Origin of the sequence: Microcoleus sp. CAWBG27 (assembly GCF_020883145.1) — a bacterium.
Classification (GTDB): Bacteria; Cyanobacteriota; Cyanobacteriia; order Cyanobacteriales; family Microcoleaceae; genus Microcoleus.
Window position 1 is genome coordinate 84,523 of record NZ_JAHREU010000001.1, and the last position, 24,242, is coordinate 108,764.

Consider the following 24,242-nt stretch of genomic DNA (forward strand, 5'->3'; position numbering starts at 1 on the left):
AATTTCATGGCAACAAGGTACGTAGTTGCGCTTGAGCGCTCTTCTCTTATATACGATGAAAGAGCAATTTCATGGCAACAAGGTGCGTAGTTGCGCTTGAGCGCTCTTCTCTTATATACGATGAAAGAGCAATTTCATGGCAACAAGGTATGTAGTTGCGCTTGAGCGCTCTTCTCTTATATACGATGAAAGAGCAATTTCATGGCAACAAGGTACGTAGTTGCGCTTGAGCGCTCTTCTCTTATATATGATGAAAGAGCAATTTCATGCTAACAAGGTATGTAGTTGCGCTTGAGCGCTCTTCTCTTATATATGATGAAAGAGCAATTTCATGCTAACAAGGTACGTAGTTGCGCTTGAGCGCTCTTCTCTTATATATGATGAAAGAGCAATTTCATGGCAACAAGGTACGTAGTTGCGCTTGAGCGCTCTTCTCTTATATACGATGAAAGAGCGCTAAAGCGCAACAACGTACCTAAAAAGCCGTTCAAAATTGCTAAAATCTAAAATCTAAAATTGCTATGAGTGCTTTTCGTGTAGGAATTGCTGGCCCGGTTGGTTCGGGAAAAACTGCTTTGCTTGATGCTTTGTGCAAAGCGCTGCGCCAACAGTACCAGATTGCTGTGGTGACTAATGATATCTATACGCAGGAGGATGCACAGTTTTTGGTTCGGAGTCAAGCTTTGGAGAGCGATCGCATTTTGGGAGTAGAAACTGGAGGCTGTCCCCACACTGCTATCCGCGAAGATGCTTCGATCAATTTGGTAGCTATAGAAGAGTTAGAACACAAATTCACTGATTTAGATTTAGTCTTTGTCGAAAGCGGCGGCGACAATTTGGCTGCCACTTTTAGCCCGGAGTTGGTGGATTTGACAATTTACGTGATTGATGTGGCTGCGGGGGACAAAATTCCGCGCAAGGGCGGCCCGGGAATTACTAAATCGGATTTATTAGTAATTAATAAAACAGATCTCGCGCCTTTTGTGGGAGCAGATTTGGGCGTGATGGAACGGGATGCTAAAAAGATGCGCGGGAACAAACCTTTTGTGTTTACTAATTTGAAAACTCAGGATGGCTTAGCGTCGGTGGTTGATTTTGTGAAGCTGAATATTGGTGAGAATTAAGGATTAAGTGCCGTCCATTCCCAATGCTAAAATCCCCAAAATTTTACCCAAATTGGTAAGCCAAGTTTCGGTTGTCTCAACAAAAACGGCTTGTCCTTCGAGTTTTAAGAATTTCCATCTATCTCCTGTAGTGACAGCACCATAAATTGTGGTAATCTCATTACCTTCGCGCTCGTTGAAGATTTTAGCTGCTAGCATTTCAGCTATGCACTGTCCCAATCCAGAATTAATGTTTTCCTTTTTAGCCTCTACAATAGCAATGACTGGGGCTTTGACAATTAACAATTCTGGCGATCGACTTATCAGAAAATCACAATTCCCATTCAGCCCTCTTTCAGCATCTACAGTAAAATCAATGCCAGAAAATAAGCTCACGCGATGGTGCAAAAGTTTTCTCACTTCCATTAAAATCGGCGCAATAATCAATTCCGAACGCGATTTTTCTGTATTGCTACCGAGAGCTACTGGCAGATTTTCTTGCAAAGTTTCTGTGAGTAATCTGCTGTACTCTAATTCCGGTGCAGGAGTGAAGATTTCAACTATTTCAGTATAAGCTAAGTCAAAGGTTTTCAATACTTTGTCTAAATTAAAGTCACTGTATGACATTTGACTTTCTCCTGGTTACAAATTCTCGATCGCCTATTTATATCGTGTTCGATCGGTTTGTGCTGGTATGGGCGGGGGCGGGTTTATGAATTTGTTGGCTTTGAGGTCGAGAATACTGGTGAACCCGCCCCTACAAAATTTTGCATTATTATATATATAATAACCGATCGCTAACACTCCCTACCGCACCAACAATTCCCGTACCAAATTTGCCAAACGTTCTGTACTGTCACTCACCGCTAATTGAAGAGCAGCTTGAGACATTTTTGCCAAATATTCGGAATCTTTTAACAAATATAAGACTTTGCTTTGCAATACCTCTGCTGTCAGTTCGCTTTGACGGAATACGAAGGCGGCGCCGGCTGCGGCAAATACTTCGGCATTAAATCTTTGGTGGTCGTCGGCGGCGTGGGGGAAAGGAATTAAAATAGAAGGTATTCCTGTTACTGCTAATTCTGTTAGAGCGCTGGCGCCCGATCGACTAATTGCTATATTTGCTCGCTGCAACAAACCCGCTACATTATCATAAAATGGCATTGACAGATACTGTTCGTGCTTCAAGCTTTCAGCATCCGGGTCATTATTTCCGGTGAGGTGAACTACCCACGCACCCGCCTCAAACCAAGCCGGAGCACATTCGCGTACTAATTTATTGACGGCGACAGCTCCTTGGGAGCCACCCATTACTAAAATTACAGGTACGCTGTCAGGAATTGGTAACTTTAGAGGTTCGCGAGTTAGGAATTGCGATCGCACTGGCGTACCCGCAACCACCGTTTTCGCGCGGGGTAAATGCTTTGCCGCTGCTTCAAATCCGATCGCCACAGCAGTGCAAAAAGGACTAAACCACCGCGTCACCTTCCCAGGAATTGCATTAGATTCGTGGAGAATCACCGGCAAACCCAAAGAGCGAGCCGCCAAAATAGCCGGTGCTGCGATGTAACCTCCAGTAGTAAATACTCCCTGAAAATTTCCCGCTTTGAGCAACTTCCGTACCTGAAGGATCGAGCCGAGGAGTCCGCCCAAAATTCGCATTGTACCGAGTCCAAATCGCTGCTGAAAGCCTTCAACGGCGATCGTGTGGAGGGGGTAAAGGGAGGGAACTAATTGCGTCTCCATGCGGTCTGGCACTCCCAGCCATTCGATCTGACAGTCGTGCAATTCCGCGGCGGTGGCGATCGCCGGAAATAGATGTCCTCCCGTGCCGCTAGCTGCAACCAACAACCGCAGGGGGGGTTTTGTCAAGGTATTTGTTTCTTTTACAAGTTCCACAGGTCGATCGATTTTAGATTAGAGGTTTTAGATTATTATGCTTATTATTCCGGCAGTTTCAGCTAATTTTCAATCAGCAATCTAAAATGAGATTGTGCCGTATCCCTCCTTCCGTTGTCAGTTTTTCGTTGCAGGCGAACAGTTGCCCGCGCCGCGACCCCTGACAAATAACCAAAGTATCATCTAATGCGTAATTTTTTGAATTTAGTGCCAAGTGTATCTCAGTATTTTGCCAGCCGTCGGGACGAAACAGCCGATCCTCTTCGAGGGCTGCGCCAACGCGCGATCGTGTTTGGCTTTAACGGCGGCCAGTCGATCGCTCGACTTTTGTTATGTTTAGCAGTTGTCAGTGGTGGCGTGCTGCATCCAATTGTAGCAAGAGCAACGACGATGGTGGCGGGGACTCCCGGGGCGATCGGCCAAACCCCAGCCAATGCCCCAGCCCCACTCACCAAACTGCTAACAGAAATAGACGCCGCAGCCAACCGGCGCGATGTCAAAGCAGTCATGGCATTTTACAGCCAGAATTTCACTCATTCTGACGGCTTAAACAGCCAAAGCATGGAAAAAGCCCTCACCCAACTCTGGCAGCGATATCCGAATTTGAATTATCGCACCGAACTCAAGTCTTGGAAAACCGAAGGTAACGCAATTATCGCTGATACCGTAACTACAATTGCCGGCACCCAAAAACAGGATGGCAGAGAATTAAACCTCAAAGCTACCATCCGTTCTCAGCAGCGCTTTGAGGGTGAAAAAATAGTTAAGCAAGAAATTTTAGCAGAACAAAATCAGATTACTTCTGGTAAAAATCCTCCAAAACTTCAAGTAAATGTGCCGGAGCAAGTCAAGGTGGGCCAAGAGTACAATTTTGATGCCATTGTTCTAGAGCCGATCGGCAATGACATTTTAATCGGAACTATTGTGGAGGAGCCCGTTAACGAAAAAACTTTTTTCAAATCCGCAGAAGTCGATCTGGATTTGCTGAATTCTGGCGGTATTTTTAAAGTAGGTAAAGCTCCGGCTACTCCTGAAAATCGCTGGATTTCAGCAGTTTTGATGCGACAAGGCGGAATTGCCATGGTTAGCGTGCGATTGCGGGTTGTTAAATAATAAAATTAGGTGTTATGGGGAATTGGGAATTGGGCATCGGGCATCGGGCATCGGGCATCGGGCATCGGGCATCGGGCATCGGGCATTGGAATCAGAACCTCGAAGCTTATCGATCGCAAATAACCAATAATATTATGTCCGGTCGATTGACCGCAATAAAATGGGTTCGTAGTGCGGACTTCAGTCCGCATAATGCGGACTAAAGTCCGCACTACGAACCTTCATTGTTATGGTAATTGAGCGGACATGATATAACAACTGACAACTGTCAACTGCTAACAGTCAACTGTCAACTGATAAAAAAATGATTTCTATCCAAAATCAAATTGTTTTCATTACCGGTGCCAGTAGCGGTATCGGAGCAGCCTGTGCCAAAATATTCGCTACAGGTGGAGCCAAACTAATTTTAGCAGCCCGCCGCCGGGAAAAGCTCGATCGCCTTGCCAACGAACTTGCAGACACAAAATTAGTCGCCTCAGCGAACGAGATTCACTTGCTAGAATTGGACGTGCGCGATCGCCCGCAAGTCGAATCGGCGATCGCAGCACTGCCCGACGGCTGGAAAAACATCGATATTCTGATTAACAATGCGGGATTGAGCCGCGGTTTAGACAAACTGCACGAAGGCAACTTTCAAGATTGGGAAGAAATGATTGATACCAATGTGAAAGGCTTGCTGTACGTGACTCGCTACATCGTGCCGGGAATGGTTAGCCGAGGCCGCGGCCACGTAGTCAACATCGGCTCAATAGCAGGCCGTCAAGCTTACCCGAAAGGTAATGTTTATTGCGCTTCCAAAGCAGCGGTGAGAGCGATTTCTGAAGGATTGAAACAAGACCTTTTGGGAACACCAGTGCGGGTGACGGAAGTAGAGCCTGGTTTGGTGGAAACAGAATTTAGCAATGTCCGCTTTCACGGCGATTCAGACAAGGCAAAAAATGTCTATCAAGGACTGACACCCTTGACTGCTGAGGATGTAGCGGATGTCGTATATTTCTGCGCGACGCGATCGCCCCACGTCAATATTAGCGAAGTCTTGCTAGTTCCGACAGACCAAGCTAGTGCAACTCTCGTTCACAGAAAATAGTTTTGATGTCTGAATAAAAGACCTATGAATAGTTAAATATTTTCCGCATCCATCAGTATTTTCACATAGATAGGAATCCCCAAAATATTGAGACTTTTTAATATAATTAAATATATAATATAGCCTTTCTCAAAAAGATGAGGTATGACTGACAGCTTGTATAACCGTTAAACTAAGAGGGCCCAAGCCCAACAACGTCCGCGAATCTTTCTGAGAACCGCTATAAGACGTATGAAGAGTTAAATGGTTCCAGGTTATTTATCAGTAGTTCTACCTACAAAAAAATCAAAAAAATCATTGATTTTTTTTTGAGTAATTGCAGATAAAACTATTCCGGAAATTAGGATTTTAGCCAGTAAAATTCACAAGAGATATGAAGACTCCCGATAGATATCCCCCCTATGCGAGATCACTGGCTATGTCCCAAATAACAAATCCAACTCAACCCCTAAGCGTTCAACCGAACGCTATTGGCGGTTTAATTATTCAAGGCTCGCCCGATATACCAAACAGGATTAACGGCAGTGCCGGTTCGGATCAAATCATTCTAGGTTCTGGTAACGATGAAGTAGCAGCTCTAGGTGGCAATGACCTCATATTTGCTCTTGATGGCAATGACACCGTAAGAGGTGGCGACGGCAATGATACTGTCTTCGCTGGTAAAGGCGATGATTTAATCGAGGGCGGTGCTGGCGAAGACGTTCTTTTTGGCAATCAAGGAGCCGATACCATCCGCAGTGGAGAAGGCAATGATACTGTTTTTGGAGGTAAAGGTGATGATTTCATAGACGGTGGCAGTGGCGATGACTTCCTGTTTGGCGACCTCGGCAATGACAACATTTTCGGTGGTGACGGCAATGACTACCTTGTCGGCGGTGAAGGCAACGACACAGTCAACGGCGGTGACGGCAACGATATTGTCTTTGGCGGCGAAGGAAACGATATTTTGTTCGGCGGTAAAGGCGACGATATTGTCTTTGGCGGCCGTGGAGATGACTTGATCAACGGCAACCTAGGAAATGACACCGTAACAGGTGGCAAAGGAAACGATATTGTGTTCGGTGGTAAAGGCAATGACATTGTAGAAGGCGGCCAAGGAAACGATATTATTTCTGGGAACGCAGGAAATGACACCCTCACAGGTGGTGCAGGAGCAGATACATTCCGCTTCGAGTTTGTCGGTGCCGATAATATGGATACGCTGACAGATTTTAATCCTACAGAAGATAAAATTCAACTCGATCGATCTGTATTTAATGCTTTGATACCGGGCAATCTAGTTGGCAACCAATTTATTACAGACCCCAATTTCAATCCCAACACTCCTGGGACACCGGGCGCGGCTAATGTCATCTACAACCCGGCTGACGGTTTGCTGTACTACCGCAATCAAAACGGACAAGTTTCGATTGTTGCCCAAGTCGGTTCTAACCTGAATCTTGGGTCAAACAACTTTGAAATTATCTAAGTTTCAACCCCATGTAGGGTATATCTACCATTCACATATAGCTTTTATCACAAAGATTAGATACTCATGCGGATAGGGCATAGGGCATAGGGCATAGGGCATAGGGCATAGGGCATAGGGCATACCTCACTTTTTCTATAATCGCTATAGATTTGAAATTTGAAATTTTAGATTGGGGGATTGATTGGTCAATACTTCTTTGTGATAATTACTTAGATTTTAGATTATAGATTTTATTAGACTTGAGACTTGAGACTTGAGACTTGAGATTTTATGAGATTTTAAAATACTTGAACATATAAATCTGGTAGCGAGAACAAGAGTCTAAAATTTTTGATTCAACTCTGACGCTCCTGTGGGAAAGCAAGTATTTATTTTTTGCTATGATTTTTTTGAGCTGATGAAAAACAAGAAAATTCATTATATATAGCACTAACTCTTGCCAATCTTTTTTATGTGGATTATATATAGAGAAGGTGCGGTGTATCGCCTAAAAAATAGAGGGTAAATTCTGATTTACCACAAGCCTTGTTACTGTTAGTCAGATCGGTCAGAAGTTACGTACTGCTACCAAAAAACTGAATACTTTACTGATTCGAGGTAGGCAACGAAGTAGTTGAGTGAAAATACCTGGTTTCAGATACCATTGTCTCAAAATCATACAACTGTAGGTTAGGGAGTATCCAAACCCATATCAATTAACGCTCCCCAATCGAAAATTCAAAATCGAAAATAGTAAGACGAGCCGTGCTTCATTCAGTTGACAGTTGACAGTTGACAGTTGACAGCGACCTCTACCTGGAAGTCCGAGGATTGGAGTAATGAATAGTCTTCTTTTAATTTCTCCCGATCGGGGTTCCGGCTTTAAACCAATTTTTTCTGGTAAGTTCTAATCAGTGTGATGTCAGTTATGACTAGCGGCCACAATTTACATTTTAAAATAAGTAATTTAACTGCGATCGCCACCGAAGCGATCGCACAAAATGCCAATTTAGATGTCAGAAGTCTCTACAAGACTGGCACTGCTTTCCAACAGCAAGGAAAAATAGCAGCAGCGATTGATAGTTACCGGCAAGCGATATCCTGCTGGAAACAAAGCTGCGATCGCTCAGTTTTACCTTGGGCTGTCAAAGCCTACAGCAATTGGGGCTGCATTCTGGCGCAGGAAGGCAAATTTGATGAAGCAATGGCAGTTTTTCAAGCGGGAATAGCTGTTGCGCCCGATGATGCTGCTCTGTACCATAATTTAGGTATTGTGCTGTTGGAAATGCGGAAGCCTCAGGAAGCGATCGCCCGTTACCGCCGCGCGATCGAGTTGCAGCCAGAGTTAGCTATCGCCCGTTACCATTTGGGGAAAGCTTTCCAACAGTTGGGGCTGCATACTTTTGCCGGAGAATGTTTCGATCGGGTAATCAGCCAAAATCCCGATCGAGTGGCGGCTTGGGGCGATCGGGCTATTTCCCTGATCGCACAAGGCAAATTAGCTGAGGCAATGCTATGTTTTCAAAATGCGATCGCCCTCCAAAGCGAGTTTGTTGAGGGTTTTTGTCACCACGTAGAGATGCGGTTGACTTCCGTAGCAGATCTCAATGAACTCGATCGATCTCAAATAGCCTGTGTCCGATTTCTCAGGCAACTTCAAGAAAAAAACGGCTCTAATTCTGCAATTTCTAGTCTTGCTCAAAATCCGCTGAATTTTTCATCATTGCTCCTCAATTTAGCAGATACTTACTTTCATCTGGGAAATGCCTTGGCTGAGTACGGCGGGCACGAACAAGCAGAACAATATTACCAAAAAGCTTTACAAATTCAACCTCAGAATGCGGATATTTACTTGCGACTGGCTGATTGCTTGAGTCAGCAGCAACGATTTTCGGCAGCGATTGTAATTTACCGTCTAGTGCTGGCAATTGCGGGCGATCGATCGGATATTTGCGAGGCGTTGCAGGCTGTATTGAAACAACAGCAAAACTTAATTCATTCTCCCTCAGCCCGCCTGGGGTTCAAACCCCAGGCTAATAGCGAAAGTCCACTAAAGTGGACTAAAGAGTCATGTTTTAGTCCTCTTCAGAGGACTTCAGCTATGAGACAGGGGTTTCAACCCCTGTCGGAATCTGAATCTGAACCTGAATCTGAGCTTAACTCTAATACCAATGTTTCACGAAATAACAGTATTCTTGTCCCCCCCCTTAGCAAGGGGGGGCTAGGGGGGGTCAAAGAGTGTTGCACAATTTTAGATAATAGGTATAACTCTGACTTTGAAATCATAAAAAATCCCTCCACCGTCAATAAAAATCAACAGAAATCCGAATGTCATGGTTTAGATTGTCAGCGGTGTCTGAGGCGGATTTTCAAACAGTTTGAACCCGTGCATTTAGGTGATGGCGTATATTCTTGCGACGGCCAGGCAAAAACAGCTTTTGAGTCGCCGGAAACCTTTGTGACTTCGCTCTCCAACGGGCGGGCTTGGATTGTACCGCAGAAAAATTCTTGGATGATTTGCAATGCTATTGCAATTGTCGATTCAGGCGATCGGCTGTTACCCGAACTTTCCCGCGAATATCCGGGCGAGTTACCCGGATGCGAAAATCAACATTCTACTCAGCACAGGTTTTTGAAGTTAAAACCCGAAGAATTGCCACCTTTAGAAAAGATAGACGGTACGGTGGCGGTATTGGCCGGACTTTCGGGAAATGTCTATTTTCACTGGATGGTAGATATCTTGCCCCGCATCGAAATTCTGCATCGTTGGGGGATAAATCTGGAGGAGATAGATTGGTTTTTGGTGAATAGCTGCCAGCAGCCTTTTCAGCGAGAAACCCTGAAAGCATTGGGAATTCCTGAATATAAAATTATTGAGAGCGATCGCCATCCTTACATTCAAGCCAAACATTTAATTGTTCCCTCTTTTTCAGGATATTTGGGCTGGCTGTCAACCCAGGGGCTGGAGTTTTTGAGGCGAGTTTTTTCAAGAGAACAATCTTCTAAACTCCCAGAAAGTTCCGCTAAGCAGAGCAAAAATACTCACCCAGAACCAGGGCTGTTTCATTCTCTTGTAGGGGCGGTGGATGGTGCGGGCCCGCCCTCCGAGTCCCAAATACCCATTCGATGGTTGGTAAAGGGGGTAGGCACGCACCATCCACTACCCCTACAAAATCGCGATCGTCCTGAGAATGAAATAGCCCTGCACCCAGAACGCATTTATATCAGCCGCAACAAATGTAGCTACCGACGAGTTATCAATGAAGAACAAGTCATCGATTTTTTAAGCGGATTTGGCTTTGTTCCAGTGCTACTAGAATCTATGACTTTGAACGAGCAGATAGCTTTATTTGCTGGTGCCAAAGTAATTGTCGCGCCGCACGGCAGCGGTTTAACAAATATTATCTTCTGTTCTCCCGGAACAAAGGTAATTGAGCTGACCTCTCCGAATTATATCAGGCATTACTATTGGGCGATCGGTCAGCAGCTAAATCTCGAACATTATTACGTAACAGGAGAGAACTTTGAGTGCTATCCAATCCGACAGTTAATGTATCAAAATCCATTAACTGAAGATATTTTGGTGAATTTGAAGGATCTCAAAATAATGCTGGGCAATGTTAATGTCATTCCCTCAAAAAAACCACTAAATTTAATATCGCGAGAAAACCCTAAAAGAACCATCAAAATCATGAACCAAGAATCAGGCGATTATTTCCAAAAGCGGGCAGAGTTTTATTTAACACAAGGCAAGTTAGCTGATGCTATAGCTGCTTGCGAGCAAGCCCTGAAACACCAACCTAATTTTGCGCCAGCTTACAAGACTTTGGGCAAAATTAGTGAAGCACAAGGAAATTCAGCTAAGGCAAAGCATTGGTACACAAAATCTCTGGAATTTCAGCCCGATTTTGCGGAAGTTTATTCTGACCTTGCCGCTCTGTATGCCGCAGAAAAAAATTGGGAAATGGCTTTAAATTGTCACCAAAAGTCAACATCCCTACCGATGACAAATACACTAACCAATCAGAATGACATCCCAGGTGTTTTAGCTTTCAATCCTGACGATATTGAAGTCTACATTCAAGGTGCAGAATCGTTTTATGCTCTCAGGAAATTTGAGCAGGCGGCGACAGCTTGCCAGCGAGTTATCCAAGTTAAACCCGATGCGAGGGTTTATAAGATTTGGGGTAATGCTAGGCAAGCTCAAGGTAAGGTAGAGGAAGCGAAAAACTGCTACGCTAAGGCTATTGAACTCGATCCTGATTTTGCTGAAGCTTATACTAATTTGGGGACGATTTATGCTCAGGAACAGCAGTGGCAATCGGCGATCGCATTTTACCAAAAGGCGATCGCCCTTCAGCCGAATTTAGCCTCAACTTACCGAAATTTAGCTCGGGTGTGGGCGCAAATGGGTCAGCTATCGGAGGCTGACGGGTGCTGGTTTAAAGCGTATTCTCTGGAACCTGCCAAAGCCACGCCTGAAGAACACATCCAGTTGGGCGATAACTTTTTGAGGCAGAATCAGGTAACGCAGGCGATACGCTGTTACTGTCACGCGATCGAGCTCAACCCCAATTTTAACCAGGCTTACCAACAGTTAGGCAATGCTCTCAAAGCTCAAAGAAAGTTGCAGGAAGAAGTTGCTAACTATCGAAAAAATAATGAAAATCAGCCTAATATTTCTGGGGATTTGTTGAATACAGTAGTGGTGGGTGGCAACCCAAAAGCTGAGTTACATCAGAATCCCCAAACATCTACTTTGCAGGCAAATATTCCAGCTAATTTATTGCAACTAGATTCGACAAGTTCTCCTGAACAACCTCGCGTACAGTTGCAGCAACAGCAAACAATTCCTGCTGTACCGCAACTGTTAAATACGATCGCCAATCCGGCAAATTCTGCACCCGCTGTTCTCAACTCGGCCGATTTTTCACCGCAGGTGACAGTTGTTGACAGCGGTTTTGCGACAGATTTTCGGAAACAGGATACGGCGGATAACTGCATTCAGCGGGCAGAATCGTATTTCGCCCAAAAACAATTCGATTTGGCTATTGCTGAGTGCCAGCAAGCTATTGAACTTCAACCCGATGGGGTGGCTGCTTACAAACTTTGGGGCAGTGTTTCGCAACAGCAGGGGAATTTAGCAGAGGCGATAGAGTGCTATCAAACAGTTATCAAAATTAACTCTAGTGACGTACAAGCCTACGTAAATCTCGGCAGTTTGTATGCCATGAAACAACAGCGACAGCAGGCAATTGCTTGTTACCAAAAGGCGATCGCCCTCCAGCCAAATTTAGCAGCAGCTTACCGCAATTTGGCTCGGGTGTGGACGCAGGATGGCAAGCTGGAAGAGGCGAATGAGTGCTGGTACGAAGCGTTTTCTCTGGAACCTGAAAAGGTATCGCCCCATCACCACTTTAAACTGGGAAATATTTTGTTTCGCCAAGACAAAATTACTCAGGCGATCGCCTGTTACCAGCGCGCGATCGAGTTAAATCCGAACTTGAATGGTGTTTACCAAAATCTGGCGAAAGCGCTGACAAAAGAAGGCAGGTTGGATGAAGCTGCTGTCTGCTTGCAAAAAGCGGTGGCACTTAACGGCAACTATTCAGTATCTAGTAAAGCAGTGGATTCTGTTCCCGCTGCGACAGGGGTAAGCGCCCATCAAAACAGTCGCCAAACTGTTGCGGAAACTGGGGATACCATTGTTTCTTCGGTAGAGATAAATAATCCTGCAAAGTCTGGGGAAACTCTCAGATTGTCTGCAAAGGCGATCGACTCTGGCAAACCTGTGACAGTTGCCAATTCTCTCAGTGCAGAAGCATACATCAAACAGGCAGAATATTATTACGCCCAGGGTAAATTTGATGACGCGATAAATGAGTGCAAGCGAGCCATTGAAATCACACCCGAGGCGGCAATTGCTTACAAGATTGCGGGGAATGCTACTCAAGCAATGGGAAAAGTTGATGCTGCTAGGTATTGGTATACTGAAGCCTTGGAAATTGACCCCAATTTTGCGGAAATTCATGCGAATCTAGGCAGCATCTACGCTCGTCAAAAGCTATGGCAAAAGTCAATTGTTTGTTATAAAAAAGCAATTGAAATTAAACCAGATCTCGTAGTGGCTTACCGGAATTTAGCTCAAGTTTTTGTGCAGTCTGGCTTTCCACAAGTAGGGGCAGAATACTGGTATGAAGCTCTCACTTTAGATATCAATTGGGCAACTGCTGAGGAACACTTTACTCTGGGCAATACTTTGCTACAGTTCGGTGAGTTGGAGAAGGCAATTTCCTGTTACCGGCGGGCAATTCAGTTGCAGCCGAGTTATGCCGATGCTTATCACAATTTAGGAGAAGTATTGAGCGTTCGGGGTGAGTGGGAAAATGCGATCGCAGCTTACCAGCAAGCGATCGAACTGAACCCATATTATGAGGGTTCTCATTACAGTTTGGGGAAAGTTTGGGCTAGTCTCGATCGGCGGGAAGACGCGATCGCCTGTTATCGCACGGCGATCCAATTAAATCCCCACTTTGCTCAAGCATATCAAAGTTTGGGGGAAGTTTTAGATAGTCGCGGTCAGTTGGATGAGGCGATCGGGTGTTATGAAAAAACCATTGAATTGAAACCTGATATCTGGGAACTTCACCAAAAGTTAGGTGATGCTTTGCAAGAAAAAGGCGAAATTGATGGAGCGATCCACGCTTACAACCGCGCCATAGAACTGGCAAATAATTAGTTCTATATTTTCCGGATACTGATTCAGGAAATAGAATAATAAATCACAAGGATTTGACTGTATCAATTTTTAGCAGGTATAGGATATGAACAGCGAAACCAATAATATCATAGAATTCCCTCTTAATAACAATTCCGAGTCATTCCTCGCGCGCCAACCAATTGACAATTTGTTGAATCCGCAATCTTTGGCTTTAAAAAGAATCTACTTAGAAGGTGACGAACAAGATAGGAAGAAAGTGCGCGATTCCTATAGCATAGTCAATGCTAGCTTTAGCCATGCTAAACCTCACTACAGTTTAGGAAAAGTTTTTGCCAAAAAAGGAGAGTGGGATAAGGCTATTTCGTCCTACCGTCAAGCCTTAGATTTGACATCTGATTCAGCGGAAATTTACCAGAGTTTGGGAGACGCTCTTGTTAAAAAGAGCGAGTTAGATGAAGCTGTCATAATTTATCAAAAAGCGATCGAAATTCAGCCTTCTCTGTGGGAAGTCCACCACAATTTGGGGGATGTTTTGCAAGGACAAGGAAGATTGGATGAGGCTGTTGCTGCGTATCGTCGGGCGATCGCCTTTAACCCCGATTTTTCTTGGTCGCACAATAATTTAGGGGATGTGCTGATTAAGCAGGAGATGTGGGAAGAGGCGGTTGAGGCGTATAAAAGTGCGATCGCGCTAAATCCAGGCTTCCATTGGTCTCACTATAACTTGGCGGATGCTTTAGTGCAGTTGGAGAGGTGGGAAGAGGCGATCGCGACTTATCGTAGTGCCATTGAGTTAAAATCGGATTTGCCTTGCGTGCAAGAAAAGTTAGCCGATGCGCTGAAAAATCACAGTCCGCTGTCAGTCAAAGAAGCTATTAGTTGTTACAGTCAAGCTATTGAGGAAAATCCAGATAATATCAAAGTCTATCACAAGGCTTTGGAAGTTAATCCAAAAGATCCGCAACTCTATTTAGGTTTGGGTAATGCTCTCGCAAGACAGAACAATAGAGATGGAGCGATCGTATTTTATCAGATGGGGCTACAGTTCAAGCCTGGTGACTTTGAACTTTCTTTGCAGTTATCGAAAGCCTTGATAAATATCAAGGATGGATTTGAGGATGTGGCAATAGAGTCGCAAGCCGAGACGATCGACTTTTATAGCAAGCAGAGGGCAAATTATGTCAACTCCTCAAAAATGCTGTTGCCAGTTCAATTCTCGCCGATCGCAAAATCTCTACGATATCAAGTTGATATTGTTGTCTGCGTTCATAATGCTTTAGAGGATGTGAAAGAGTGTTTAACCTCTATTGTCCGACACACCAAGGTTGACTATCGCTTGCTCATCGTAGATGATGGTTCTCAACCAGAAACTAGAGATTTTATTCAGGCGTGGGTCAAAGATGTTTCGCCAGCAATTGTTTTGAGAAATGAGACAGCCCGCGGTTATACCAAAGCAGCTAATATCGGTATGCGAGCCAGTACGGGTGACTATATAATTTTGTTGAATAGCGACACAATTGTCACACCTGGCTGGATAGAAAAATTAGTTGACTGTGCTAATTCACGAAAAGATATTGGCATAGTCGGGCCTCTGTCAAATTGTGCATCTTGGCAATCGATTCCCGAAATATTTGACAATAAGGGGGGCTGGATGATTAACAGCGTTCCTGATGGATTTTCACTGGAAACTTTTAGTCAATTGGTAGAGAATGTTTCGGAAAAGGCATTTCCAAGTGTGAATTTTGTTAATGGCTTTTGCTACATGATTAAGAGAGCAGTGCTTGAGGCAATTGGGTGGCTGGATGAAGAGAGTTTTCCCTACGGTTATGGGGAAGAAAATGATTTTTCAATTCGAGCTAGGAAAGCTGGGTTTAAACTAGCGATCGCTGACCATGCCTATGTCTATCACTCTAAGTCTAAGAGTTTTGGACACGAACGCCGTCAAGAGCTTTCTAAACAAGGTTCTACAGCGTTTAAACAGAAGCATCCCGATATTAATGTCAAAGCTTTGACTGAGGAAATCAAAAACAATCAAACTCTCGATCGTTTGCGCCTCAAGCTCCGCGAACATATCATATTAAATCCGGGTTCATCCCCGTTATAAATTGTAGGGTGCGTCGCTCGCCGACAGCCTGGTTGATGGCGAGAATTATTGGTAGCGACGCATCCTAGGTCTTTGATATTGTTTCCGGCTGTATCGGAATTATTTAACCGCAGAGAACACAGAGAGCACAGAGGAAGAGAATAGAGAGATGAATGATTGAGATGAAGAGAGAATTTGATATGAGATCGCAAAGGAGGTAGCTAACCAGGATTTAGTATCATATCAAATCCGACTCAAAGCAAATGATTTTCGCTACAGGTTACTAGAAAATTGTCAACTGTCAACTGTCAACTGTCAACTGTCAACTGTAAACAGGGTTTTATATGTCAGAAAAAGTCGAGCTAGAAAAGGCAGAAAATCATTTCCAAACTGGTCAAAAACTTGAACGGGAAGGGAAATTAGAAGAAGCGATCGCAATTTACGCTCAAGCTATTCAAGCCAACCCAAATAACTCTGAGTTTCACCGCAGTTTAGGGGAGGTTTTGCAACGGCTGGGGCGACATTCTGAAGCGATCGCCAGTTACCGTCAAGCAATTGAGCTGCAACCGAAGTTTTCTAAGGCTTACCACAACCTAGGAAATGCCCTAAGCCAACAGAAGCAATGGGAGTCGGCGATCGCCTCTTACCGTCAGGCGATCGAACTCAAACCCAACCTCCCCACAGCTTACTACCGTTTAGGGGAAGCTTTGCAACAACTTGGAGAAATGGAAGAAGCGATTGCTGCTTACCGTCAAGCTATTGAACTCAACCCAAATAACCCTGACTTTCACCACAGTTTAGGGGAATTTTGGCGGCAACAAGGGAAATATCAGGAAGCGATCGCCTGTTACCGTCAAGCTATAGAGCTGCAACCGAAGTTTTTCAAAGCTTACCATAGCTTAGGAAATGCTCTGAGCCAACTCAAGCAGTGGACTGAAGCGATCGCATCTTACCGTCAGGCGATCGAACTTAACCCAAATATTCCTGAGTTGCAATTCAGCCTAGGAGAGCTTTTGCAGCAACAAGCAAGACATTCCGAGGCTATCCCTTGTTACCGTCAAGCTATCAAGCTGCAACCGAAGTTTTCTAAAGCTTACCACAACCTAGGAAATGCTCTGGGTCAAATGAAGCAGTGGTCAGAAGCGATCGCCTCTTACCGTCAGGCGATCGAACTCAAACCCAACCTCCCCACTGCTTGCTATCGTTTGGGCGAAGCTTTGCAACAACTGGGACAGATCGATGAGGCGATCGCCAGCTACCGTAAAGCTATTGAACTAAAACCCGATTCTTCTGCTAAATTTTACTACAATTTAGGAGAACTTCTGGGCCAAAAACAGCAGTGGGAAGAGGCAATTAGCTGTTACAGTCAAGCATTCGAGCTTGACCCAAACTTTTCGCCAGCCTATTACAAATTAAAGCAAGCCTTAGCCCAAAACGGTCAGCCCGATCCACAAGCCAAAACAGTTTCCTACGAGCGAGGTGCTGTCAAGTTAAATTTCGATCGTGAATTTCCCAAAATTTTGTTTATTCTCCCCGTCAAAGGCGGTGGAGGAGGCGCTCATTCAGTAGTGCAAGAATCCTTAGCACTTTATCGCTCTGGGATTCCTATCAAAATAGCCGTCAATCAGTCTAACTTTACTGACTTTTTAAAAGGTTACAAAGAAATTCCCGAAATTGGTGAAATTGCAGCTTCTTATCAAACTTTAACTGAGTTCAAAAAATTAGCTCAAGATTTCTCCGTAGTCTGTGCTACTACTTACAGCTCAGTAAAAATCCTGGAAGCATTAGTTAGAGAAAATCCCCAGATATTGCCAGCTTACTACATACAAGATTACGAACCATTATTTTCTTACATAGATACTCCCGAGTGGGAAGAAGCGCGACAATCCTATGGACTGATTCCCCATGCAGTCCAGTTTGCTAAAACTCAGTGGTTGTGCGAGATTGTTAATCGCAATCATGCTGTTAAAGTCCACAAAGTAGAAGCCAGCATCGACCATCAAGTTTACTCCCCCGATCTCAAGAGTGAAAACTCTCGTATAGAGATTTCTATGATGGTAAGATTCACCACAGCCAGACGCGCTCCCCGTCGTACATTAGCCGTGGCAAAAATTTTATCAGAGTTGTTTCCAAATCAAGTACATTTTACTATCTTTGGCTCTGACCGGAGTCTGATTGAATCTGCTGGAATACCGATTCCAGAAAACACTACGATTTTCCCTCATCTGAGTCGCTCCGAAGTGGCGGCCCTGCTGCGAAACTCAGATATATTTCTAGATCTTTCTGATTTCCAGGCTTTTGGCCGTACAGCTATAGAAGCAATGGCTTCTGGCTGCATTCCAGTTGTCCCCGATAAAGGAGGAACAGATGAATTTGCAATCCCTGATTTTAACTCCGTAGTCGTTGACACCACATCGATTGAGGATTGTGTCAAGGGTATTGGTAAGCTCATTCAAGCCGATCGAAATGTCTTATTGCAACTCAAGTTAAATGCGATTGAAACAGCGGCCAGATATTCACCAAAACGTGCTGCTTTTAGCATTTACAATCTTTTCTGCAATGAACTACTTCAAATTGCTTCATAGATGTTTTTAGGAGTTTTAAGTAAGTATTATGTTAGACCCTGTTCTTCAAAGGCGATATCTCAATAAAGTTCAGCTCCAACTAATGACCCGAAAACGATGGGCTTACCTACGCTATCTTCAGATGCGTGAAGGATTAATCGAAGCCTTAAAAACGGCAGGAGAAATTAAATCCTTTCTCAGCGTTGGCTGTGGGGCTGGATTAACGGAGGTAGCTCTCGCTCTAGAATTTCCTGCAATTGAGTTTTACCTCACGGATATTGATACTAAAGCCAATATTCAAAAGCGATTAGGGGTTCGGATGGCCACCGAATGGGTTATTGAAAATGTCAAATTTGACACTTATGATACTTTGACTCCCTCATCAGAATCCTACGATCTAGTAGCCTCGATTGAAGTCCTAGAACATATCGAGGCTGACAAAACAGCAGCGATTAATATGCGTGCAGCATCACGGAAGTATGTATTTGCACTTGTTCCATTTGCCAGTCATGAAACTAACCTCAATCAAAAAATGAGAGAAAGTGTCTGGAAAAATCACCAGCATTATCGCGTCGGCTACAATGCTGATAGTATCAAGGAAATTTTCCCAGATATTACAATTTTACGTGGGTGTTACTGGAACGATGCTGGTATTAAACTGCGCCAAAAACTTGAACTCTTGTCTGATGAAGAAATCCGGGCTTTATTGCCACATTTAACTCAGCTAGCTAAAACAGATATTCGTAACAGTATCCCTGGCGCTGATGGAAATTGTCATGGAATGTGGATCTTGTCAAAAGTCTGAATTATATCTTTTGACAGTTGACAGTTGACTGTTGACAGTTGACAGTTGACAGTTGATAGTTTACAGCATTTGACAAATTAGGTACGTAGTTGCGCTTGGGCGCTCTTTCCTGATATTAGCTAAGAGCGCTGAAGCGCAACAACGTACCTTTACTCAGTCGCTCAAGAAAAAGTGAGACCTTTTTGATAAATCAAATGTTTGTATGGAAGATTGCGAACATCGGATACACTTACATTATTAGATAACCAAATAATGCCAACAACTTCTCGATAAACTGGTTGGTTGAATTCCACTATTGGTTTTACTTCATGTTTTTCTTGTTCCCAATGCTGTTGGTTTTTGAGTGACGATAACGGGTGAATAGTTGTATCTTGAGAAGAGTTAACCAAGACTCTCCCATAAATTTCATAGTTGGGAACATTGAGTTCTTCAAGAATGTTCTTTACCTGTTGGGCTTGGAGATGTAAAGTATGACCTGTCCAGTCAGACCAATAAAATTTTAGTCCTAAAGATTTTAAGTAGTCATCTGCATCAAAAAAAGGCCCTTTAATAAAAACGAATTTTCTCGAAATTCGGATAGCATTTTTTATGGCTTCTTTGGCATAATCTAATTTAGGTAAATGCTCCAAAGTATGGTTGAGAATTGTAAAATCTACGCAACCATCAGGGAGATCGAGATTGCAAAAATCTCCTTTGATGGCATCATATCCAGCAGCTTTGGCTGATGCTACCTTCTTCGGATCGAGATCGATGCCAAATCCCTTACGCCCTTTGAGTATGTTGATTCCAAATTGAATTGAGCTACCGTTAGAACAGCCAAAGTCTGCAAAATCGAAACTTGTAATATCGAACTTACTCATAATTCTCTTCCAATCAAAATCAAATGTATTGCAACTACAGATAATTAATTAATACATAATTTTGGTAAGGATTTCAGGAAAATAGATGTGGTTCTGGGAAGAGAATAGATGCGTTATGCGAGATGTGGCAGTGCAATTTGCCTTTTTTTATATACCGCAAACTTCCAATCTACATCCTTCCCTGATTCAATCCGGATTAAATAGGAAACTTCAGAACAAATAACTATTAACGAACATATCCCCAATAGTACGGTATGCCTAGTCCCAAACCATTGATAACTCGTCCACAGCGTTTAGGTTCATCTAGAACCCACTACAAATTTCAAGGAAAACCTTACAAGCATCTGGACATAGAGATTAAATTAACCTCTTTAAAAACGATAGCTACTGCTATTTTGTTAGGGGTTCCTTATCTGGGGTTTATTTACGTGTTTTTTTCTGGAGGAGCAAAAGTTATAGCTGTTGGTTTGGTAGTAGTAGGTATCTTGATAGGGGGATCGATCGCACTTTTATACTACTTAAACAGACAAGAGCCTGTCAAACCGCCGACAAATCAAAACAAACGGCGTTAAACAGTTGACAGTTGACAGTTGACAGTTGACAGTTGACAGTTTGAGAGCGACCTCTACTTTTAAGTCCGAGGATTGAAACAGTGAATAATTTTGTTTTATTTCCCCCTCGAAGGAGGAGGCTTTAAACCTATTCTTCTTGGTAATACCCAGCCCCAAACTCTATTGTGGCGCTGACGTTGCCTCGATCGCTCCATCCGAAATACGATTGCCCCTCCCGACGGCGAAATTCAGATTTTGCGTATCCTGAAGCGATCGCCCTGTTGAAAAATTTGATGCAACTCTCCGGATTGCTAATGAATTCCCAGGAAACAGGATTAGTAGATGCACCCTGATTAATTAACTCCCGACCAATTTTGGCCGGTTTTTTTTGTCGATCGCACGTACAGCCATAAATTCTCGCTAATTTTCCAAATTCTCCGGAAAAAGGTGTAGTGTTACCGGAGACTAGATTAGTAGATGCACCCTGATAATTAACTCCCAACCAATTTTGGCCTGGGAGTTTTTTTTGAGCGATCGCACCTCAGAGCAAATCCGATTGCATAGCCCTGTATTCATGTCCATCTTCTCTCTCTGTGCCCTCTGCGCTCTCTGCGGTTAAATAATTCCGATCCAACCGGAAACGATATCAAGCCATCAATTTTGACTAATTTCCGAAACTATCCCGAAAGAGGTACGGTGCTACCGGAGACTAAATTAGTAGATGCACCCTGATTAATTAACTCCCAACCAATTTTGGCCTGGGAGTTTTTTTTTGAGCGATCGCACCTCAGAGCAAATCCGATTGCATAGCCCTGTATTCATGTCCATCTTCTCTCTCTGTGCCCTCTGCGCTCTCTGCGGTTAAATAATTCCGATCCAACCGGAAACGATATCAAGCCATCAATTTTGACTAATTTCCGAAACTATCCCGAAAGAGGTACGGTGCTACCGGAGACTAAATTAGTAGATGCACCCTGATTAATTAACTCCCAACCAATTTTGGCCTGGGAGTTTTTTTTTGAGCGATCGCACCTCAGAGCAAATCCGATTGCATAGCCCTGTATTCATGTCCATCTTCTCTCTCTGTGCCCTCTGCGCTCTCTGCGGTTAAATAATTCCGATCCAACCAGAAACGATATCAAGCCATCAATTTTGACAATTTCCGAAACTATCCCGAAAGAGGTGCGGTGCTACCGGAGATTAGATTAGTAGATGCACCCTGATTAATTAACTCCCAACCAATTTTGGCCCGGGAGTTTTTTTTTGAGCGATCGCAGTGGTTTTATAGTCATCATAGAAATAGGTACGTAGTTGGGCTTCAGCCCTCTTTATCTATATGTCTAAAGAGGGCTGAAGCCCAACTACGTACCTTTATTAATTATGACAGTTGTGTCCCAGACGCGAGCCGACCTTTGAGCGATAATTTTGGTAGTTTGAGATTTCCTATCCTGACAATAAAACCACCCTGGGTTTTTTTTGAGCGATCGCACCTCAAGCCATCAATTGTCGCAAATTTCCCAAACTGTCCGGAACGAGGTACTGTTGCGCCGGAGACTAAATTAGTAGATGCACCCTGATTAATTAACTCCCGACCAATTTTGGCCGGGTTTTTTTTGTGTTAAGGCTGATGCTGAAAAAAAATTGAGGTGATTTTCCGGATTGCGCTGGAATTCTGAGGAAGCTTAATTGGTAGATGCACCCTGATTAATTAACTCCCGACCAATTTTGGCCGGGTTTTTTTTGGCAAAAATTAGATATAACGAGAGGTAGCGATAGTTTGAGGGCTGAAGTATAAGCTCAGCAACCCGGTTTCTAGGAGTTTTGCTCTTGGGTTAGCAGAAATGTTGAAAGAAACTGAGTTGCTCAAATAAATTTTCTAAATTTTCCTGAATGTGGTGTTGTCGGAGCGGAGATTAAATTATGTAGATGCACCCTGATTAATAAACCCCAGCCAATTTTGGCCGGGGTTTTTTTTGAGCGAAAGTTGGAGGGAGTCGATCGACCTACAACAGATCGAAAGACTGCACCTCAAGCACCGGGCCGATCATCGCAAAAGTCATTACATCCTTGCGGATTTCACCTGTGACACTGACTTTAAGACCAGCTTTTTTCAACTCAGAAGGAGCATCCTTAAGTTCGTAAGTTTCCCCATCTTCGCCGACTAAAGCCCAAGTGCCCGGGCCTAATCCTTTGCGTTCAATTTCGCCTTTGACTGTAATACTCATGCTGACTGCGCCTCTGTTTTAATCGCCAAACGTGCCAATCCAAAACACAACAAAGCATTGACAATCAAGAATGTTTGTGCTACTAAACCAGTTCCCAATCCCCAAACTGCGGGAGAGAGAACAGCATTCACTGCTAAACAGCTAGCAAAGCCGATCGAAGTTGCGATCGCGATCCACTTCCACTCTCTGTGTCCCAACAGCAAAACAATCAAAATCCCGGGAATTAAAACGCTAGCAAATAAGGGATTGAGCATACTGCTGCCGTTAATTGCACCGCCGAGTTCGGGGATAGAACTACCCATGATTCTCATCGGCCACTGCGGCAAGTCAAATACAAACAAGTTGCGGAGGAAACAGAAGCCAGAACTTCCAGCAATCAAGCCGCCGGAAAAGCCCCAAGTCCAGGCGAAGGGGAAATAATTCCGCAAAATGAAAGCCAGCAGGTAAGAACCGAGCACCATGGCAATTTTTGGCAACAGGGCGACTGCACCGCCGTCAATCCAGAAGCGGGGGCTGAGATAGCCGTTGTCGCGCAGCCAGCGGAAGAAGTCGCGGAAGTTGATTTGTCCGCGCTGGGCTAGCTGAACTGCTGCGCCTGCGTCTAGATGTCCCGAACCAAAATGGTTTAAGGGGTCTTCTGTGACATTTCGCGAGGATTGCAAGAGTATGCTGCGAATTTGGTCTGGTTCTGTGATGCCCGAGGCTTTGATTAGGGCTGCTACGCCGGCGACGTGGGGAGAAGCCATGCTGGTGCCTTGGTAGGCTTCAAAAATTTCGTTGCCGGTTTCTGGGTCGATCGTACTTTGCAGAATTTTGCCCAGTTCAGAACCACCGGGGGCAGAAATGTCAACCCCGGCGCCGAAATTGGAATAATCGGCTTTTTCTTCGTTGGGGCCGAGGGCGGAAACGCCGATGACGTGGGGATAGCGGGCGGGATAGGAGGCGGAACTTTCGCCGGAGTTGCCTGCGGCTGCGATGATGACAACGCCTTTAGAGTGGGCGTAGTCGATCGCCTCTGCCATTAACTGACTTTCGCCGCCGCCACCTAAACTCATGTTGATGACATCTGCGCCATTGTCTGCTGCAAATTTAATTGCTTCGGCAATGTCGGAAACTGTACCGCCACCGCTGCCGCTTAATACTTTCAGAGGCATTAAAGATGCTTCGTAGGCGATGCCTGCGACGCCGTAGTTGTTGTTAGTTGATTGGGCGACGGTACCTGCGACGTGAGTGCCGTGGCCGTTGTCATCGTAGGCTTCGGGGCGATCGTTTACAAAGTCGTAGCCCGGTACAAACTTGGTTTCTTTTAAGTCGGCAACGGGGGTAATGCCCGTGTCAATTATCGCTACTGTCGTACCGCTGCCTTTGGTTTCGTTCCAGGCAGATTCTACGTTGATGCTGCGAAGATTCCACTGCTTGGTATACATGGGGTCGTTGGGAATCTCGAAAGCGCTGTATACGTAGTTCGGTTCAATGTATTCGGTATCTTTAGCCAAATTTGATTTTCTCAGGGCGTTTAGCAAAGTGCGATCGCCCTTGACAACATACACATTATCTGATGCTGAGAATTCGCTGTTGAGTTGCGGTGCGATTTGGTACTGTTGGGCGAGTTCTTCTACTCGTTTTGCAACATTAGGATTACCGATATCTTCGCGGAAATCCAGCACAATCGAGTCGTAAGTGCCTTGAGTAGCCAGTCCTGGGAAATTTGAAATCGCCCAGCCGAGCCCGATTAAAAATAAGCACAAAAGGAAAAACTTTTTCATGGCCGATCGTCCGTT

16 protein-coding genes are annotated in these 24,242 nt (G+C 44.3%); 9 read left to right on the forward strand and 7 right to left on the reverse strand.

The window, feature by feature from the left end; translation table 11 throughout:
* The first annotated feature begins 521 nt into the window (after positions 1–521).
* On the forward strand, positions 522–1,124 hold the full coding sequence (gene ureG / locus QZ938_RS00340; protein ID WP_293346777.1) for an urease accessory protein UreG: 603 nt from the start codon (positions 522–524) through the stop codon (positions 1,122–1,124).
* A 3-nt stretch (positions 1,125–1,127) separates the two neighbouring features.
* Here ureG and QZ938_RS00345 read toward each other — a convergent pair whose 3' ends face one another.
* Both QZ938_RS00345 and murG read right to left on the reverse strand, forming a co-directional pair.
* Positions 1,128–1,730, reverse strand: a complete 603-nt coding sequence (locus tag QZ938_RS00345) for a hypothetical protein (protein WP_293143717.1) — start codon at positions 1,728–1,730, stop codon at positions 1,128–1,130.
* Between the two features lie 180 nt (positions 1,731–1,910).
* Complete coding sequence (gene murG / locus QZ938_RS00350; RefSeq protein ID WP_293346774.1) at positions 1,911–2,975, reverse strand: undecaprenyldiphospho-muramoylpentapeptide beta-N-acetylglucosaminyltransferase; 1,065 nt, start codon at positions 2,973–2,975, stop codon at positions 1,911–1,913.
* 213 nt (positions 2,976–3,188) lie between these two features.
* Between murG and QZ938_RS00355 the strand changes: the two genes are divergently transcribed.
* Positions 3,189–4,115 (forward strand): nuclear transport factor 2 family protein, encoded by a 927-nt coding sequence (locus QZ938_RS00355; protein WP_293346771.1) that lies wholly within the window; start codon positions 3,189–3,191, stop codon positions 4,113–4,115.
* A gap of 5 nt (positions 4,116–4,120) precedes the next feature.
* On the opposite strand, the gene QZ938_RS00360 is transcribed toward QZ938_RS00355, so the two are convergent.
* Positions 4,121–4,327, reverse strand: coding sequence for a hypothetical protein (locus QZ938_RS00360; RefSeq protein ID WP_293346768.1), 207 nt, complete (start codon positions 4,325–4,327; stop codon positions 4,121–4,123).
* Between the two features lie 92 nt (positions 4,328–4,419).
* On the opposite strand from QZ938_RS00360, the gene QZ938_RS00365 reads away from it, so the two are divergent.
* The 6 genes from QZ938_RS00365 (at position 4,420) to QZ938_RS00390 (ending at position 18,825) form a co-directional block, all read left to right on the forward strand.
* Positions 4,420–5,202 (forward strand): SDR family oxidoreductase, encoded by a 783-nt coding sequence (locus QZ938_RS00365; RefSeq protein ID WP_293143728.1) that lies wholly within the window; start codon positions 4,420–4,422, stop codon positions 5,200–5,202.
* Positions 5,203–5,620: 418 nt separating this feature from the next.
* Positions 5,621–6,670 carry a calcium-binding protein gene (locus QZ938_RS00370; protein WP_293346765.1) on the forward strand — a complete coding sequence of 350 codons (1,050 nt, stop codon included), beginning with the start codon at positions 5,621–5,623 and terminating at the stop codon, positions 6,668–6,670.
* A 901-nt stretch (positions 6,671–7,571) separates the two neighbouring features.
* Positions 7,572–13,391 carry a tetratricopeptide repeat protein gene (locus tag QZ938_RS00375; protein ID WP_293363190.1) on the forward strand — a complete coding sequence of 1,940 codons (5,820 nt, stop codon included), beginning with the start codon at positions 7,572–7,574 and terminating at the stop codon, positions 13,389–13,391.
* Between the two features lie 85 nt (positions 13,392–13,476).
* Positions 13,477–15,477 carry a tetratricopeptide repeat protein gene (locus QZ938_RS00380; RefSeq protein ID WP_293346760.1) on the forward strand — a complete coding sequence of 667 codons (2,001 nt, stop codon included), beginning with the start codon at positions 13,477–13,479 and terminating at the stop codon, positions 15,475–15,477.
* A gap of 323 nt (positions 15,478–15,800) precedes the next feature.
* Positions 15,801–18,041 carry a tetratricopeptide repeat protein gene (locus QZ938_RS00385; protein WP_293346757.1) on the forward strand — a complete coding sequence of 747 codons (2,241 nt, stop codon included), beginning with the start codon at positions 15,801–15,803 and terminating at the stop codon, positions 18,039–18,041.
* Between the two features lie 121 nt (positions 18,042–18,162).
* Positions 18,163–18,825, forward strand: a complete 663-nt coding sequence (locus QZ938_RS00390) for a methyltransferase (protein WP_293346754.1) — start codon at positions 18,163–18,165, stop codon at positions 18,823–18,825.
* A 161-nt stretch (positions 18,826–18,986) separates the two neighbouring features.
* Here the strand turns inward: QZ938_RS00390 and QZ938_RS00395 are convergent, their stop codons facing one another.
* Positions 18,987–19,685, reverse strand: coding sequence for a methyltransferase domain-containing protein (locus QZ938_RS00395; RefSeq protein WP_293346751.1), 699 nt, complete (start codon positions 19,683–19,685; stop codon positions 18,987–18,989).
* 254 nt (positions 19,686–19,939) lie between these two features.
* On the opposite strand from QZ938_RS00395, the gene QZ938_RS00400 reads away from it, so the two are divergent.
* A complete protein-coding gene (locus QZ938_RS00400) occupies positions 19,940–20,257 on the forward strand; it encodes a hypothetical protein (RefSeq protein ID WP_293143748.1) in 318 nt (105 codons plus the stop codon).
* Between the two features lie 127 nt (positions 20,258–20,384).
* On the opposite strand, the gene QZ938_RS00405 is transcribed toward QZ938_RS00400, so the two are convergent.
* From QZ938_RS00405 to QZ938_RS00415, 3 genes are all read right to left on the reverse strand, one after another.
* Entirely contained in the window at positions 20,385–20,738 is a 354-nt protein-coding gene (locus QZ938_RS00405; RefSeq protein ID WP_293346748.1) for a hypothetical protein, read from the reverse strand.
* A 1,501-nt stretch (positions 20,739–22,239) separates the two neighbouring features.
* Entirely contained in the window at positions 22,240–22,461 is a 222-nt protein-coding gene (locus QZ938_RS00410) for a hypothetical protein (RefSeq protein WP_293143754.1), read from the reverse strand.
* Complete coding sequence (locus QZ938_RS00415; protein ID WP_293346745.1) at positions 22,458–24,227, reverse strand: S8 family peptidase; 1,770 nt, start codon at positions 24,225–24,227, stop codon at positions 22,458–22,460. The genes QZ938_RS00410 and QZ938_RS00415 overlap by 4 nt, the downstream gene beginning before the upstream one ends.
* Positions 24,228–24,242 lie beyond the last annotated feature (15 nt).